10 protein-coding genes are annotated in these 17,472 nt (G+C 71.1%); 8 read left to right on the top strand and 2 right to left on the bottom strand.

Annotation, left to right across the window (positions count from 1 at the left end; all coding sequences use genetic code 11):
- Nucleotides 1–37: 37 nt before the first annotated feature.
- The gene (locus GCE86_RS07260) at nucleotides 38–568 is read right to left on the bottom strand and encodes a PadR family transcriptional regulator (protein ID WP_154226218.1); all 531 of its coding nucleotides are present in this window, start codon (nucleotides 566–568) and stop codon (nucleotides 38–40) included.
- Between the two features lie 56 nt (nucleotides 569–624).
- On the opposite strand from GCE86_RS07260, the gene GCE86_RS07265 reads away from it, so the two are divergent.
- On the top strand, nucleotides 625–1,401 hold the full coding sequence (locus GCE86_RS07265; RefSeq protein ID WP_154226219.1) for an alpha/beta fold hydrolase: 777 nt from the start codon (nucleotides 625–627) through the stop codon (nucleotides 1,399–1,401).
- A 72-nt stretch (nucleotides 1,402–1,473) separates the two neighbouring features.
- Here GCE86_RS07265 and GCE86_RS07270 read toward each other — a convergent pair whose 3' ends face one another.
- A complete protein-coding gene (locus tag GCE86_RS07270) occupies nucleotides 1,474–3,510 on the bottom strand; it encodes a glycosyl hydrolase family 28-related protein (protein WP_154226220.1) in 2,037 nt (678 codons plus the stop codon).
- 246 nt (nucleotides 3,511–3,756) lie between these two features.
- Between GCE86_RS07270 and GCE86_RS07275 the strand changes: the two genes are divergently transcribed.
- The 7 genes from GCE86_RS07275 (at nucleotide 3,757) to GCE86_RS07305 (ending at nucleotide 17,454) form a co-directional block, all read left to right on the top strand.
- Nucleotides 3,757–4,758, top strand: coding sequence for a LacI family DNA-binding transcriptional regulator (locus GCE86_RS07275; RefSeq protein ID WP_154226221.1), 1,002 nt, complete (start codon nucleotides 3,757–3,759; stop codon nucleotides 4,756–4,758).
- Nucleotides 4,759–5,027: 269 nt separating this feature from the next.
- Nucleotides 5,028–6,407, top strand: a complete 1,380-nt coding sequence (locus GCE86_RS07280; protein WP_154226222.1) for an ABC transporter substrate-binding protein — start codon at nucleotides 5,028–5,030, stop codon at nucleotides 6,405–6,407.
- An 81-nt stretch (nucleotides 6,408–6,488) separates the two neighbouring features.
- The gene (locus tag GCE86_RS07285) at nucleotides 6,489–7,442 is read left to right on the top strand and encodes a carbohydrate ABC transporter permease (protein ID WP_154226223.1); all 954 of its coding nucleotides are present in this window, start codon (nucleotides 6,489–6,491) and stop codon (nucleotides 7,440–7,442) included.
- A gap of 12 nt (nucleotides 7,443–7,454) precedes the next feature.
- Nucleotides 7,455–8,342, top strand: a complete 888-nt coding sequence (locus GCE86_RS07290) for a carbohydrate ABC transporter permease (protein WP_154226224.1) — start codon at nucleotides 7,455–7,457, stop codon at nucleotides 8,340–8,342.
- A 110-nt stretch (nucleotides 8,343–8,452) separates the two neighbouring features.
- Nucleotides 8,453–10,078, top strand: a complete 1,626-nt coding sequence (locus GCE86_RS07295; protein ID WP_154226225.1) for a glycoside hydrolase family 13 protein — start codon at nucleotides 8,453–8,455, stop codon at nucleotides 10,076–10,078.
- Nucleotides 10,079–10,203: 125 nt separating this feature from the next.
- A complete protein-coding gene (locus GCE86_RS07300; protein ID WP_154226226.1) occupies nucleotides 10,204–13,080 on the top strand; it encodes a galactose-binding domain-containing protein in 2,877 nt (958 codons plus the stop codon).
- Nucleotides 13,081–13,173: 93 nt separating this feature from the next.
- Nucleotides 13,174–17,454 carry a galactose-binding domain-containing protein gene (locus GCE86_RS07305; protein WP_154226227.1) on the top strand — a complete coding sequence of 1,427 codons (4,281 nt, stop codon included), beginning with the start codon at nucleotides 13,174–13,176 and terminating at the stop codon, nucleotides 17,452–17,454.
- Nucleotides 17,455–17,472: the final 18 nt, after the last annotated feature.

Below are 17,472 nucleotides of genomic sequence, written 5' to 3' on the forward strand. Positions count from 1 at the left end.
CTCGGCGTCGCCGTCCGCACCCGCCGAGCCAGGGACGTCAGGAGGTCTGCTCCAGAGTGGCCAGCGCCTGGCGCAGCCAGGTGAGTTCCGCGCGTGTGGTGGCGGTCGCGATCGTGAACAGTCCCTGCCGGAAGATGTCGTCGAAGTCGGCGGCACGCAGCGGCCGGTCGCCGTCCCAGAAGAAGCTGGCGGGCTGGGTGAGGAAGTGCAGCCTGCGCCGCAGCACGGCGGCCTGTGCGGCCGGGTCGTCGAGGTGACGCAGGAAGGCGAGCACGGTGAACCACCGGTTCTCGTCGGTGATGAACAGTTCGCCGGGTTCGCGGAGCCGGTCTCGCAGCAGCGTGGCGCCCGCCTCGGTCAGCGACAGCATGTGCCGGGGAGCGGCCGCCCGACCGGGCTGCAGTTCACGGGACAGCAGTCCGGCCGCTTCCATGCGCTTGAGCAGGGGGTAGAGCGTGCCGTCCGCGATAGGGCGGATGTGCCCGGTCAGGGCCGCGAGGCGTTTGCGCAGGTCGTAGCCGTGCAACGGTCCGTCTCGGAGAAAGCCGAGGATCGCGAGCTCCAGCATGATCACCACCATACCCCCTTGCCGAGATACCTCGGATGCGAGGTATGGTCTCGATCATGCTGAGCGCTCAGGTACTTCCCGACGGTTCCCGGGTGCGCTGGGTCGAGATCCCCGGCGCCGAGCCCACCCGTGTCTACGTTCACGGCCTCGGTGCGAGCTCCGCGCCCTATTTCTCCGCCACGCTGGCGCACCCCGCTCTGGCCGGCCACCGCTCCCTCATGGTCGACATGCTGGGTTTCGGGATCAGCGATCGTCCGCAGGACGCCTCCTACACCCTGCAGATGCACGCCGACGTCCTGGCCCGCGCGCTCCAGCAGGCCGGGGTGAGCGGTGCCGACGTGGTCGCGCACAGCATGGGCGGCGCGGTGGCGGTCGCCCTGGCCACGTCGCACCCCTGGCTGGTTCGCCGGCTCGTCCTTGTCGACGCGCCCCTCGATCCGGTGCGCGAGCTGCCCACCGCCAAGCGGCCGGGCAGTTCAGGCATCGGGGTCTACCACACCGAGGAGGAGTTCCTCGATCGTGGCTGGGACGAGACGCTCGAGTTCGTCGGCCCCGAATGGGCGGCCACGATGCGCCTGGCCGGGCCGCAGGCCCTCTACCGCAGTGCCATGAGCCTGCTGCGCGGCACCGAGCCGGCGACGCGCGAGAGCCTGGAGAAGTTGTCCATTCCTCGCACGTTCCTGTACCCGGCGGCCGACGGGCCGCGGTTCGACGCCGATCGACTGGCCGGCGCGGGCATCGCCGTGGTGGCGGTCCCCGACTGCGGGCACAACATCATGCTCGACAACGTGCGGGGTTTCGCCGGCGCGGTAGGAGCGGCGCTGCGCGACTGAGCCGATTTCGGAGTCGGCGGAGTCCGGCCCGGCGGGCAGGGTGCTCGCCGGGCCGTTGTCGCAGGGCTCACCTCACCACGGGGTGGGAGGCGGCGGAGGCGTCACGGGTGGGCGGTCGTCGCAGGTGATGGTGTTCGGCAGGAGCCAGGGCGCGAGCCAGCCGCCGTCGTTGCCTCCGAGGTCGGTGAGGCTGAACTCCGACCCCGCCGGGGTGAAGTGGAACGACCCGCAGTTGTTCACGCCGACCGCCCCGACGTTGCGCGCGTCCACATTGGCGAAGGTGGCGGAGCCGGCGGTGCGGGCGCTCACCACCGAGGTGCCGGTGCCGTCGACGCGGATGTCCCGGAAGTGGACATTGCCGATGGACACGGCGTCCTTCACGGGCCAGTCGCTGACCAGCATGATCGCGTTGTAGGTGTTGTCCAGGTAGCGGTCGCCGACCACCTGGATGTCGGCGTCGATGCTGCGGTCCAGCGCGTAGAACCAGATGGCGCCGAGGCCGATGTTCCAGTTCAGGTCGTACGTGCCGGCGCGGACCGTGGTGTTGCCGGTGATCTGGACCTGGCCGCCGAACGGCTCGGCGCCGAACCGGGAGCCGATCTGGATGGCGCTGCCCTCGCGGACGGGGTCGGCGACGAGGTTGTGCGAGACGGTGAGGTCGGAGCCGCCGTAGAGGGCGATGCCGTTGGCGAGGACCGGGGACTGCACGGTGTTGTGGTCGAACGTGTTGTGTGCGTTGCCGGTCCGCTCCGACCACATGGCCAGGGCGTCGTCGCCGGTGTTGCGGATGAAGCTGTTCGAGATGGACGAGTGCGTGACGCCGGTGTGGAAGTTGAGGCCGTCGGCGATCTGGTCGGCGATGACGGTGCCGGTGACCCGCAGGTCGGTCATCGGGCCGTCGAACCACAGGCCGACCTTCGTGTGGTGCAGGTAGAGGCCGTCGACGGTGGAGTGGTTGAGCGCCCCGCCGATGCCGTTGACCTGATCGGTGTCGATGCGTTCGCGCACGTCGCCCTCGACGGCGAAGCCGGAGAGGTGGACGTTGCTGCTGCCGCCGTCGGCGGCGTCGCGGCCGTAGAAGCCGACGCCGGTGTGCACCGAGCCGTCGGGGGCCGGGGTGCCGAGGGCGACCTCGCGGCCCTTCACGACGGTGTACCAGCTGCCGGCGCCCGCGATCGTCACGTCGTCCACGATGATGTGCCGGTTCACCTGGTAGGTGCCGGGCGGCAGGTAGAGCGTGCGGTCCACCCGGCGGGCGTACGCGACGGCCCGGTCGAACGCGGCGGAGGACTCCCGGCGACCGGTCGGGTCGGCGCCGAAGGCCAGCACGTTCACGGCGTGGGGCAGTACGTGGGGCGGGGCGACGAGGTGCGCGTCGAGCAGGTCGATGACCGTCCACGCGGCGGCCGTGCCCGTCGGCGCGGTCAGCCGGACCACCTCGCCGGCCCGGTGGGTGCGGCCCAGCAGCAGGCGCTGCTCGTCGTAGAAGTGGTGCGGCCGGAACGGCTTGGTGATGGTGGGCGCGGGCGTGGTGGCCGCCGGCACGCAGGAGCACTCGGTGATCCACCAGTCCGGGTGGAGCAGGTCGGCGCCGGGGTCGTTGGTGAACGGGTACTGGTTGTAGAGCCAGGCGTACTGGGAGGTGAGCGTCATGGTGCGGGCCGGGCCGTGCCCGACGGTGACGCGCAGCGGCGCGGTGATCCCGCCGCCGCCCGGCGCGTCGGGGATGCTGTACCGGACGGTGAGCGCGTTGGTGGCCCTCGGGAGGGTGAACTCGACGTACTGGCCGGGGGAGAGGCGCACGGCCCGCCGCCCGGACGCCTCGCCGGCGAGGGTGTAGGCGGCGCGGTCCGGGCCGATCACCGTGCCGGTGGTCGGGGCGTTCTCGGCCTCCTGCTCGACGAAGTCCACGGTGGCGCCGCTTTCGGAGACCAGCGCCGGGTCGAGCCCGGCCCGGGTGACCACGGGGGCTGGGCCGGCGGGGCCGGCGGCCAGGGCGGCGCTGCCGGACGGTACGGCCAGTGCGAGGGCGGCGGTCACCGCCCCGAGGATCCTGGCGATCGGCACGGCCGGGCGACGGCCCGCCGCGCCTTCCACGCTCCACTGCATCGGACTACCCACTTTCACCGGGGACGGGGGAGACGGTGGTGGCGTCGGCGCAGGGGCGCGCCCGCCGAAAGGTGCCCCATGTTATTCCCGGGCTTTGTCGATATTCAAGCGCCTCTTTGCCAAAATCTTGCGAGGTGGTTCACCGCCCATCGCCCGCCCGTCGGGGCCGCACGCCAGCCCGGACCAGGCAACGGAGGCGCCGACCCTTGTTCATTTCTTGCAAGAATTAGACGTACGATTGCCGCCGTGACGAAACGCTTGACGGAGGTGGCCCGCAAGGCGGGCGTCAGCGAGGCCACCGTGAGCCGGGTGCTCAACGGGCGCGGGGGCGTGTCCGAGGCGACCCGGACGGCGGTGCTGACCGCGCTCGACGTGCTCGGTTACGAGCGCCCGACCAAGCTGCGCGGTGAGCGGGCCCGGCTGGTCGGCCTGGTCCTGCCGGAACTGCAGAACCCGATCTTCCCGGCGCTCGCCGAGGTGGTGACCGGCTCCCTCGCGCAGCGGGGCTTCACCCCGGCGCTCTGCGCCCGCACGATCGGCGGGGTCTCCGAGTCCGACTACGTCGAGATGCTCCTCGACCACCAGGTCTCCGGCGTGATCTTCGCGGGCGGTTCGTACGCCCTGGCCGACGCCACGCACGAGCACTACCGCCGGCTGACCGACCGGGGCCTGCCCGTGGTGCTGGTCAACGCCGGCGTCGACGAGCTCGGATTCCCCCGGGTCTCCACCGACGACGCGGTGGCGGTCGAGCAGGCGTACGGGCACCTGCGCTCGCTCGGGCACGAGCGGATCGGCATGGTGCTCGGCCCGGAGGGGCACGTCCCGTCCCGGCGCAAGCTGGCCGCGATGATCCAGGCCGCGGGCTGGGCCGACGACACCACGTACGTGGAGCGCTCCAGCTTCTCGATGGAGGGGGCGCGGGTCGCGGCGACCAAGCTGGTCGAGCGGGGTGTCACCGGCATCATCTGCGCCAGCGACGTGCTGGCCCTGGGCACCATCCGGGCGGCGCGGCGGCTCGGCTGCACGGTGCCGGCCGACGTGTCCGTGGTCGGCTTCGACGACTCCGCGTTCATGACCTGCACCGATCCGCCGCTGACGACCGTGCGGCAGCCGATCGAGACGATGGGGCAGGCCGCGGTGGATCTGCTGGTCACCCAGATCGAGGGTGCCGGCGTGCTGCGCGACGAGCTGCTGTTCGAGCCCGAACTCGTGGTCCGCGGATCCACCGCACCCGCCCCCCGCCGCTGACCATCTGACCTCGACGGACCCTCCGGCCGTCGACCGCTACCCGCGGTCGGCGGCCGTTTTGTCGTTGCCACCGGAGCTTCGGCGCTGCGGGGCTGTCAACATCTGTCGTCACAAAGTCGTGTCCTTTCACATCACGATCGAAACCTTGCCGCAATGAGTCGGCCTCGCTACAGTGACCCCACTCACACGCCGGCTGCGGCCGAGCGGTGGCGATCACGGCAGATCAAGCGAAGGCCATGGATACACCCGTTCCCCGAAGGGATGGACAGATGTCCGTACCGCAGTACCGGAAGGCTGCGGCGATAGCGCTCGCGGCCGGCCTGGGGCTCAGCCTCGCGGCGTGCTCCACCAAGAGCGACGACGCCGGCAAGGACGCCAGCGGCAAGGTCACCATCACCGTCGACTGCCAGCCGGTCGGCGCCCAGAAAGAGCTGCTGAAGAACTGGAATGACGACGTCGCCGAGTTCCAGCGGCAGAACCCGAACATCGTCATCAAGAGCGTCAGCGTCGGCGAGCAGTGCAACAACCCGCCGGACTTCACGGCCCGCCTCGCCGGCGGCACCGTGACCGACGTCTTCTACGGATACATGACCGATCTCCAGCAGGTGCTCGACTCCGGTCAGGCCATGGACATCACGGAGTACGCCAACAAGGACACGGTCCCGACCTGGGACAGCGTCGACCCGGCGCTGAAGGAGGTCTTCACCGACGGCGGCAAGCTCTACGCCGTCCCGGTGAAGAACTACTCGATGGGCCTTGTCTACAACAAGGTCCTGTTCCAGCGGGCGGGCCTCGACGTGAACAACCCGCCCAAGACGTGGGCGGAGGTCCGTGAGGCGGCCAAGAAGATCTCGGCGCTGGGTGGCGGCATCGCGGGCTACTCGGAGTACAGCGCCGGCAACACCGGCGGCTGGCACTTCACCTCCCTGCTCTACTCGCAGGGCGGCCAGGTGCTGACCGAGGACGGCAAGAAGGCCGACTTCAACAACGCCATGGGCAAGCAGGTCCTGCAGAACCTCAAGGACATGCGGTACGGCGACAACAGCATGGGCAGCCGCCAGTTGCTCCAGTGGGGCGACCTGCTGACCAACGCCGGCGCCGGCAAGGTCGGCATGTTCATCGGCGCTCCGGACGCCACCCAGGCGATCGTCAGCCAGTTCCAGGGCAAGTTCCAGGACTGGGCGATGAGCCCGCTGCCGGGCCAGGACGGTCCGGCGAAGGCGACGCTCGGCGGCGGCGAGGGCTACTTCTTCAAGAAGGGCCTCAGCCCGGAGCAGGTCAAGGCCGGTCTGAAGTGGATCGCGTACCAGAAGCTGACCCCGGGCAAGGGCCAGTTCGACTACGTCCGGGCCAAGCCGCAGAACTACCCGGTGGGCCTGCCGCAGCCGTTGCTGTTCAAGAACGGCAGCGACGCGCAGAAGCAGGAATTCGACCTGCGTAAGGCGAACGCGAATGTCGACACGGCCAACTTCGCGATCTTCGAGGCGAACCCGGTCCCGATCAAGGGGGAGCCCCGCAACGCGCAGGCGATCTACGCGGTGCTCGACGCGGCGATGTCCGGGGTCCTGACCAACCCGAACGCGAACATCGACGCGCTGCTCAAGACGGCGGAGGACAAGGTCAACCAGCTGCTGGCCGCCGGCAGCTGAGCCGACCGGCGTGGGGGCCGGCGCACCGGCCCCCACGCCCCGCCCCGCACGTCCGGTCACCCCACTTCCGCAGGAGACGCCTTGGCGATCACCACCGTCCCGGGTACCACCAGACCACCGGGCCGCCGCGATCCGTACCCCTCGGCACGCCGCCGGGCGGGCCTCGGCCGCAAGGTACGGGACAACCTCACCGGGCACACGTTCCTGATCGGCGCGGTCGTCTGCTTCGCGGTCTTCTCCTGGTACCCGATGGTCCGCGGCGTCGTGATGAGCTTCCAGCGCACCCGCCGGGGCGAGACCACCTGGGTGGGCTGGGACAACTACGCCCGCATCATCGACGACCCCAGCTTCTGGACCGCCTGGAAGAACACCTTCTACTTCACGGTCCTGGCGCTCGTCCTCGGGTACGCGGTGCCGTTCTTCGTGGCGATCCTGCTCAACGAGTTCCGCCACGCCAAGGGCTACCTGCGGATCCTGGTCTACCTGCCGGTGATGCTGCCGCCGGCCTCGGCGCTGTTCCTCTTCAAGTTCTACGCCTACGACCCCAGCGAGGCGGGGCTGTTCAACGCCATCCTGGCGGCGCTGCACCTGCCGACCTCGGAGTGGATGCAGTCGCCCGGGATGACCATGCCGGCCATGGTGCTCGCGTCCACCTGGATGAACATGGGCAGCGCGGTGCTCATCTACCTGGCGGCGCTGCAGAACATCCCCGGCGAGCTCTACGAGGCCGCCGAACTCGACGGCGCCGGGATCTGGCGCCGGATCCGGCACGTGACCATCCCGCAGACCCGGCTGATCCTCGCGCTCCTCGCGATGCTCCAGATCGTCGCCACCATGCAGCTCTTCATCGAGCCGCTGATCCTCGCCAACGGCGCGGGCACCGGGGACTCGGCGACGTCGGTCGCGTACCTCATCTACCAGCACGGGTTCTTCCAGAACGACCTCAACGGCGCCGCGGCGCTCGGCGTGATCATGCTCGTCGTGCTGGCCGGCTTCTCCGCCGTCTACGTGCGGCTCACCGCGAAACAGGACTAGGACGGACGAGGAATGGCACGAGACTCCGGGACCCGGACCCTCATCTCCCAGGCCCAGCTCGAACGCGGGCGCGGCCGGATCATCTACTGGACGCTGCTCGTCGTCGTCGTGGTGGGCTTCACGCTCGTCTTCATCGGGCCGCTCTACTGGATGGTCACGGGCGCGCTCAAGTCCGGTCAGGAGATCGCGCAGACCCCGCCGTCGCTGTTCCCGAAGGATCCGCAGCCGCAGAACTACGCCGACGCGTGGCACAACCTGGACCTCGCCAAGCTGCTGTTCAACACGTTCTACTACGCGACCGGAGCGGTGCTGTTCCAGCTCGTCCTGGACACGGCGGCGGCGTACTCGCTGTCGAAGCTCCGGCCGGTCTTCGGCAACGCGATCCTCGGCCTGATGCTGGCAACGCTGATGATCCCGGCGATGGTCCTCATCGTGCCGCAGTACGTGACGGTGATCGACCTGCCGATCCTGCACCTCAACCTGCTCGACTCGCCGTTCGCCATCTGGCTGCCCCTGGTCGCGAACGCCTTCAACATCTTCCTGCTGAAACGGTTCTTCGACTCGATCCCCGAGGACCTGATGGCAGCGGCCTTCGTGGACGGGGCCACCCCGCTGCGCACGCTCTGGTCGATCATCCTGCCGATGTCGCGCCCCATCCTCGGCGTGGTCTCGATCTTCGCGGTGACGGCGGTCTGGAAGGACTTCCTCTGGCCGAAGCTCGTCATGCCGTCGCCGGAGACCCGGACGGTCAGCGTCGGCATCTACGCCTTCGCCGGTGGCACCCCCATGAACGTGGTGATCGCCGCCTCGCTGATCGCCGCCATCCCGACGGTCGTCGTCTTCCTGATCTTCCAGCGCAACATCATGTCCGGCCTGACCACCGGCAGCCTCAAGGGCTGACCCCGCCGGAGAACACCGGCGAAACCTCCCGTGGCGACCGACGACCGTTCGCCCGACACATCCAGGTCCGGCGGACTCCGCCGACGTACCGACGCAGAAAGCAGGTGCTCGTGTCCACAGCAGACAGTGGTCCGTGGTGGCGTGGAGCGGTTATCTACCAGGTCTACCCGCGCAGCTTCGCCGACGGTGGCGGCGACGGCATCGGCGACCTCGCCGGCATCCGGTCCCGGCTCCGCTACCTGTCCGACCTGGGCGTCGACGCGATCTGGTTCAGCCCCTGGTATCCCTCCCCGATGGCCGACGCCGGCTACGACGTGGCCGACTACCGCGACATCGACCCGGTCTTCGGCACCCTCGCGGAGGCCGAGGCGCTGATCGCCGAGGCGCACGAGCTGGGCATCCGGATCATCGTCGACATCGTGCCCAACCACTGCTCCGACGCGCACCCCTGGTTCCAGGCGGCCCTCGCCGGCGGGCCGGACGCACCCGAGCGGGAGCTGTTCTGGTTCCGCCCGGGTCGCGGCCCGGACGGCGACGAGCGGCCCACCGACTGGGTCGGCGAGTTCGGCGGCCCCACCTGGACCCGGACCGTCAACCCGGACGGCACCCCCGGCGACTGGTACCTGCACCTGTTCGCCCCCGAGCAGCCGGACTTCAACTGGGACCACCCGCTTGTGCGCGCCGAGTTCGAGGACGTCCTGCGGTTCTGGTTCGACCGCGGGGTGGACGGCATCCGGATCGACTCGGCCGGGCTGCTGGTGAAGGACGGCACGCTGCCCGAGACCCGGCCCGACCGGCCGCACCCCTTCCGGGACCTCGACGGGGTGCACGACATCTACCGGAGCTGGCGGCGGGTCGCCGACTCCTACCCGGGCGACCGGGCCCTCATCGGCGAGGTGTGGCTGCCGGACCGGCAGCGGTTCGCCAACTACCTGCGCCCGGACGAGCTGCACGCGGCCTTCAACTTCGACTTCCTGGGCTGTGCCTGGGACGCGTCGGCACTGCGCGAGAGCATCGACGGCACGCTCCACGCGCACGCGCCGGTCGGCGCCCCGGCCACCTGGGTGCTGTCCAACCACGACGTCACCCGGCACGTCACCCGCTACGGCCGCGCGGACACCCGGTTCAGCTTCGCGGCGAAGCGCGAGGGCATCCCCACCGACCTGGAACTGGGCACCCGCCGGGCCCGGGCGGCCGCGCTGCTGTCCCTGGCGCTGCCCGGCGCCGCGTACGTCTACCAGGGGGAGGAGCTGGGCCTCTGGGAGGTCGAGGACATCCCGTTCGAGCTGCGTCAGGACCCCATGTGGGAACGCTCCGGCCGGGTCGACCCCGGCCGGGACGGCTGCCGGGTGCCGCTGCCCTGGGCCGGTGACGCCCCGCCGTTCGGGTTCAGCCCCGACGGCGCCGCGGCCGGGCCCTGGCTGCCGCAGCCGGCCGACTGGAAGGACCGGACCGTCCGCGCCCAGACCGGCGACCCGCACTCGATGCTGGAGCTCTACCGGGCCGCCATCGCGATCCGCCGGTCCGAGGCCGCGCTCGGCGACGGCGCGCTCACCTGGCTGCCCGCCCCCGAGCGGGTGCTCGCGTTCGCCCGGGAGCCCGGCTTCACGTGCCTGGTCAACCTGTCCGCCGCCACCGTGCCGCTGCCCCCGCACGAGCAGCTGCTGCTGGCCAGCGGACCGCTCGACGACGACCGGCTACCGCCGGACACCGCGGTCTGGCTGCGCACCGGCTGACCCGTCCCGGCGCCGGCGGCCCGGCCGCCGGCGCCGCCCGCCGCGCCACCCGAGGAGGAAGGAGGGGAGGAACCACCGCACCGCACGGGGGACCTGGCCATCCGACGAAAGGGAGCGCACCCCTCATGGCCGAGCACACCACCCCGCACCACCCCCGCCGCAGCCGGCTCCGCGCGGGGCTGGCCGCCCTCGCGGGCGCCGCGCTGGCCGCCACCTCCGTCACCGTCGTGGCGCTCACCACCACCGCCACCCCGGCCCGGGCCGCCGGGCTGTCCCCGTTCGACATCGCCGGTCGCGGCGCCACCGTCGGATTCGTCGAGCACGAGGCGGAGAACGCCGTCCATACCGGCACCCGGATCGGCCCCGACCGGCGCTACGGCACCCTGCCGTCCGAGGCGTCCGGCCGGGAGGCGGTCACCCTCGACGCCGTCGGCGAGTACGTCGAGTTCACCCTCACGGCCCCGGCCAACGCGGTCACCTTCCGCTACAGCCTGCCGGACAACGCCGCCGGCACCGGCCGGGACGCCACCATCGACCTGCGCGCCGGGGGCACCCTCGTCAAATCCGTCCCGGTCACCTCCCGGTACGGCTGGTACTACGGCGGCTACCCGTTCAACAACAACCCCGGCGACACCAACCCGCACCACTTCTACGACGAGACGCGCACCCTGTTCGGTACGACGTACGCGGCCGGCACGAAGATCCGCCTCCAGGTCTCCTCGACCGCGCAGTCGCCCACGTTCACCATCGACCTGGCCGACTTCGAGCTGGTCGGAGGCCAGATCGCCAAGCCCGCCGGCGTGCTGGACGTGGTCACCGACTTCGGCGCCGACCCGAGCGGCGCCACCGACTCGACGGCGAGGTTCCAGGCCGCGGTCGACGCCGGCCGGGCCCAGGGGAAGACGGTCTGGATCCCCGCCGGCACCTTCACGCTCTGGGACCACGTGGTGGTCGACGGGGTGACCCTGCGCGGCGCCGGGCCCTGGTACTCGGTGCTCGGCGGCAGGCACCCCACCGACCGGAAACGGGCCGCCGGCATCTACGGCAAGTACGTGGCCGGCGGCGGCTACGGCGGCGAGATCCGCCCGCACGAGGCCGGCGGGCCCAGCCGCAACGTGTCCCTGCGGGACTTCGCCATCATCGGCGACATCCGCGAACGGGTCGACGAGGACCAGGTCAACGCCCTCGGCGGCGCCATGTCGAACTCGGTGGTCGACAACCTCTGGCTGCAGCACACCAAGGTCGGCGCCTGGATGGACGGCCCCATGGACAACTTCACGATCCGCAACAGCCGCATCCTCGACCAGACCGCCGACGGGGTGAACTTCCACTGGGGCGTCACCAACTCCACGGTGACCAACACCTTCGTCCGCAACACCGGCGACGACGGCCTCGCCATGTGGGCGCAGAACGTGCCGAACGTCGGCAACTCCTTCACCTTCAACACCGTCGGCGTGACGATCCTGGCCAACAACCTGGTCACCTACGGCGGCCGGGACATCCGGATCACCGACAACGTGACCGCCGACTCGGTCACCAACGGCGGCGGCATCCACGTGGCCAACCGCTATCCCGGCGTCAACGGCCCGACCGCCGTCGCCGGCACGATCACCGTCGCCCGCAACACCCTGATCCGCAACGGCAACTCCGACTACAACTGGCGCTTCGGGGTCGGCGCGCTCTGGTTCTCGGCCCTGAACGAGCCGATCCAGGGCGCCACCATCGCCGTCACCGACACCGACATCCTGGACAGCTCCTACGCGGCCCTGCACTGGATCGAGGGGCAGACCAGCGGGATCAGCCTGAACAACGTGCGCATCGACGGCGCGGGGACCTTCGCGCTGCAGGTGCAGGCGCCCAGCCAGGTCAGCTTCACGAACGTCCGGGCCACCGGCATCGCCCAGGCCAACCCCATGTACAACTGCGTCGGCAGCGGCTTCCAGATCACCCAGGGCGCCGGCAACTCCGGCTGGTACTCGGCGAATCCGTACTGCGGGCCGTGGCCCGAGCCGCAGTGGGGCAACGGCCCGTCCACGCCGCCCACGCCGACCCCGACCAGCCCGACGCCCAGCCCCACCCCGACGCCCACCCCGACCACCCCGCCGCCGCCGGGCGGCAACCTCGCGCTCGGCCGGCCGGCCACCGCGTCCAGCAGCACCCAGACGTACGCGGCGGCGAACGCGGTGGACGGCAACGCCGGCACCTACTGGGAGAGCGCCAACAACGCCTTCCCGCAGACGCTGAGCGTGGACCTCGGCGCGGCGCGCACCGTCGACCGGGTCGTGGTCAAGCTGCCGCCCGGCTGGGAGCGGCGGACGCAGACCCTGTCCGTGCTCGGCTCCACCGACGGGTCGACCTGGACCACGCTGAAGGCGTCCGCCGGCTACACCTTCGATCCCGCCACCGGCAACACCGTCACGATCCCGCTGGCCGCGGGGGAGCGGCGGCACCTGCGGCTCAGCGTCACCGGCAACACCGGCTGGCCGGCCGGGCAGGCCGCCGAGTTCGAGGTGTACGGCGGCACGGGCACCACCCCGCCGCCGACCACCACGCCGCCCCCGACCACCACCCCGCCGGCGCCGAGCGGCAACCTGGCCGCCGGGCGGCCGGTCACCGAGACCAGCCACGCCGACGTGTACGGCGCCGCCAACACCGTCGACGGCAACGCCGGCACCTACTGGGAGAGCGCCAACAACGCCTTCCCGCAGTCGCTCACCGTGGACCTCGGCGCGACGTACCCGGTGGCGCGGATCGTGCTGAAGCTGCCGCCGTCGCCGGCGTGGCAGACCCGCGCCCAGACCCTGTCGGTGCTCGGGTCGACCGACGGGTCGACCTGGAGCACGGTGAAGGCCTCGGCCGGCTACACCTTCGACCCGGCCACCGGTAACACCGCCACCATCACGTTCCCGTCCGCCGGGCGCCGGCACCTGCGGCTGACCTTCACCGGCAACACCGGCTGGCCGGCGGGCCAGCTCGGCGAGTTCGAGGTGTACGCCACCTGACCCGCCCCGGGGTCCCCGCGGCGCGGCGGGGACCCCGTCCACCCCCCACCACACCCACCTCTCCACGTCCCGGGAAGAAGGTGTCCCTCCACCATGTCCACATTCCGTACCCGGCTGGTCGCGGCGCTCGCCGCGGTCGCGCTGGCCGTCACGGCCCCGCCCCCGTCCCCGGCGGCCGCGGCCGGCGGTCCCAACCTCGCGCTCGGCCGCACCGCCACGGCCAGCAGCGTCAACGGCCCGTACGCGGCCGGCAACCTCACCGACGGCAACGCCGGCAGCTACTGGGAGAGCGCCGGCACGTTTCCCCAGTGGGCGCAGGTCGACCTCGGCTCCGCCCAGTCGGTCGACCAGGTCGTGCTGAAGCTCCCCGCCGGCTGGGAGTCCCGCACCGAGACCCTGTCGGTGCAGGGCAGCACGGACGGCGGCACCTTCACCACGCTGCTCGCCTCGGCCGGGCGCACGTTCAGCCCGGCCAACGGCAACACGGTCACGCTGAGCTTCCCGGCCACCAGCACCCGCCACGTGCGGATCGCCGTCACCGCGAACACCGGCTGGGCCGCCGCTCAGCTCGCCGAGCTGGAGGTGTACGGGTCGGCGAGCTCCTCCACCAACCTGGCCCTGGGCCGGACCATGGCGGAGAGCAGCCACTCCGACGTCTACGGCGCGGGCAACGCCAACGACGGCAACCCGGCGACCTACTGGGAGAGCGCCAACAACGCGTTCCCGCAGTGGCTCCGGGTCGACCTCGGCGCCGCCGTGGCGGTCGACAAGGTGGTGCTCAAGCTCCCCGCCGGCTGGCCGGCGCGCACCCAGACGCTGACCGTGCAGAGCAGCACCGACGGGTCCGCCTTCGGCACCCTCGCCGGCTCGGCCGGGTACGCGTTCAATCCGGGCAGCGGCAACACGGTCACCGTCACCTTCGGCACCGCCACCACCCGCTACGTGCGGCTGCTGTTCACCGCCAACACCGGCTGGCCCGCCGGGCAGCTCGCCGAGCTGGAGGTCTACGGCCCGGCCACCGGCGACACCCAGCCGCCGAGCGCGCCCGGCAACCTGGCCCTCACCGAGCCCGCCGCCGACCAGGTGCGGCTCACCTGGACGGCGTCGACCGACAACGTCGGGGTCACCGGCTACGACGTCTACGCCGACGGCACGCTGCGTACCAGCGTCAGCGGGTCGACGCTGACGTACACCGACAGCCAGCCGGCCGGCGCCACGGTCTCCTACTACGTCCGGGCCCGCGACGCCGCCGGCAACCAGTCGGGCAACAGCAACACCGTCACCCGCACCGGCAACACCGGGGACACCACGGCGCCGACCGCGCCGGGCAACCTCGCGTACACCCAGCCGGCGGCCGGGCAGATCCGGCTGACCTGGACGGCGTCCACCGACAACGTCGGGGTCAGCGGATACGACGTCTACGCCAACAACGCGCTGCGCGGCAGCGTCGGCGGCTCGACCCTCACGTACACCGACAGCCAGCCGGACAGCGCCACGGTCTCCTACTACGTCCGGGCCCGCGACGCGGCCGGGAACGTCTCGGCCACCTCCAACACGGTCACCCGCACCGGCAGCACGCCCGGCGGCACCAACCTGGCCGCCGGCAAGCCGATCACCGCCTCCTCGGTGGTGCACATCTTCAACGCGGTCAACGCCAACGACAACGACGTGACGACCTACTGGGAGGGGGCGCCGGGGGCGTACCCGAGCACGCTGACCGTCGCGCTCGGCGCCAACGCCAGCATCAGCGCGATCGTGGTGAAGCTCAACCCGGACCCGGTCTGGGGGCCGCGCACGCAGACCTTCCAGGTCCTCGGCCGGGAACAGTCCGCCGCCGGCTTCACCTCCGTGGTCGGCTCGGCGACGTACTCGTTCAGCCCGGCCGGCAGCAACACGGTGACCATCCCGGTCAGCGCCACGGCCGCCGACGTCCGGCTCCAGTTCACCGCGAACTCGGGCTCGTCCAACGGCCAGGTCGCGGAGTTCCAGGTGATCGGCACCCCGGCGCCGAACCCGGACCTCACCGTCACCGCCCTGTCCGCGGCGCCGTCCGCGCCGGTGGAGACCGACCCGGTCACGCTGTCCGCCACCGTCCGCAACGCCGGTACCGCGCCGGCCGCCGCGTCCGCGGTCACCTTCTCCCTGGGTACGACGAAGGTCGGCACCGCGGCCGTCGGCGCGCTCGCGGCCGGGGCGTCGGCGACTGTTTCGGTGAACATCGGCGCCCGCAACGCCGGCACCTACGAGGTGACCGCCACGGCCGACGAGGCGAACACGGTCATCGAGCAGAACGAGTCGAACAACAGCCGGACCGCCTCCCTGACGGTCAGCGCGGTGCCCAGCTCCGACCTGGTCGCCGGGGCGGTGAGCTGGTCACCCGGCACGCCGAGCGCCGGGGCCACGGTCACCTTCTCGGTGTCGATCCGCAACCAGGGCACGGTCGCCTCGGCCGGCGGGGCGCACGGCATCACCCTCACCGTGCTCAGCGACAGCGGCGCGGTGGTGCGCACCCTCACCGGCTCGTACAGTGGCACCCTGGCGGCCGGGGCGACCAGCCCGGCGGTCAACCTGGGTAGCTGGACGGCGGCGAACGGGCGGTACACCGCGCGGGTCGTGCTCGCCGCCGACACCAACGAGCTGCCGGTCAAGCAGCAGAACAACACGAGTGACCGGGCGCTCTTCGTCGGCCGCGGCGCGAACGTCCCCTACGACACGTACGAGGCCGAGGACGGCCGGGTCGGCGGCGGGGCGCAGGTGCTCGGGCCGAACCGGACCATCGGCGACCTGGCCGGCGAGGCGTCCGGCCGCCGCGCGGTCACCCTGAACACCACCGGCGCGTACGTCGAGTGGACCACCCGGGCGGCCACCAACACCCTGGTCACCCGCTTCTCCATCCCGGACTCCCCGGGCGGCGGCGGGATCGACTCGACGTTGAACATCTACGTCAACGGGGTGCTGCACAAGCCGATCAGCCTGACCTCGAAGCACATCTGGCTCTACGGGGCCGAGGCGGGTCCGAGCGACTCGCCGGGCGCCGGCGCGCCCCGCCACCTCTACGACGAGGCCAACGTGATGCTGAACTCGACCGTCCCGGCGGGTGCCACCATCCGGCTCCAGAAGGACCCGGCCAACAGCACCACGTACGCCATCGACTTCGTCAACACCGAGCTGGTGTCGCCGCGGGCCAACCCGGACCCGGCCCGCTACAAGGTGCCGAACGGCTTCAGCCACGCCGACGTGCAGAACGCCCTGGACGCCGTCCGGATGGACACCACGGGCACCCTGATCGGCGTCTACCTGCCGGCCGGCACCTACGACACGGCCCAGAAGTTCCAGGTGTACGGCAAGCCGGTCCAGGTGGTCGGCGCGGGCATGTGGTACACCCGCTTCCAGACGCCCACCAACCAGCAGAACACCGACGCCGGTTTCCGGGTGGAGTCCTCGGCGAGCGGGTCGACCTTCGCCCACCTCGCGTTCTTCGGCAACTACACCAACCGGATCGACGGTCCGGGCAAGGTGTGGGGTGAACTGAAGGACGTCGACAACATGACGCTGGACAGCGTCTGGGTCGAGCACACCGTGTGCGCGTACTGGGGGGTGAGTGTCAGCGGGCTGACCATCCGGGACAGCCGGTTCCGCGACACCTTCGCCGACGCGGTCAACATGACCAACGCGAGCACGAACAACCTGGTCACCAACTCGGAGGGCCGCTCCAACGGCGACGACGCCTTCGCGCTGTTCTCCGCGACCGACCAGGGTGGCGCGGGCGGCAACCACGGCAACGTGTTCGAGAACCTGACCGCCACGCTGACGTGGCGGGCGGCCGGCGTGGCGGTGTACGGCGGCTACGACAACATCTTCCGCAACCTCTACATCGCCGACATGCTGACCTACTCGGGCATCACCATCAGCTCACTGGACTTCGGCTACCCGTTCGTCGGGTTCGGGGCCAGCCCGCCCACCCAGTTCCAGAACGTCTCGCTGATCCGTGCGGGCGGGCACTTCTGGGGTCAGCAGACGTTCCCCGCCCTGTGGCTCTTCTCCGCCTCCAAGGAGTTCCGCGGCATCCGGATCTCCGACGTGGACATCGTGGACCCGACGTACTCCGGGATCATGTTCCAGACCAAGTACAACGGGACGCAGCCGGAGAACCCGGTCACCGACACGGTCCTCACCAACGTCTCCATCTCGGGGGCGCGGCGCAGCGGTGACGCGTTCGACGCCAAGTCCGGCTTCGGCATCTGGGTCAACGAGATGCCCGAGCCAGGGCAGGGCCCGGCGGTGGGCTCCGCCACCTTCACCAACCTCCGGCTAAGCGACAACTACCAGGACATCCGGAACACGACCAGCACCTTCACCATCATCCGGAACTGACCCGCGGGTCAGCGGCGC

The sequence above is a fragment of the Micromonospora terminaliae genome, from assembly GCF_009671205.1.
Taxonomy (GTDB): Bacteria; Actinomycetota; Actinomycetes; order Mycobacteriales; family Micromonosporaceae; genus Micromonospora; species Micromonospora terminaliae.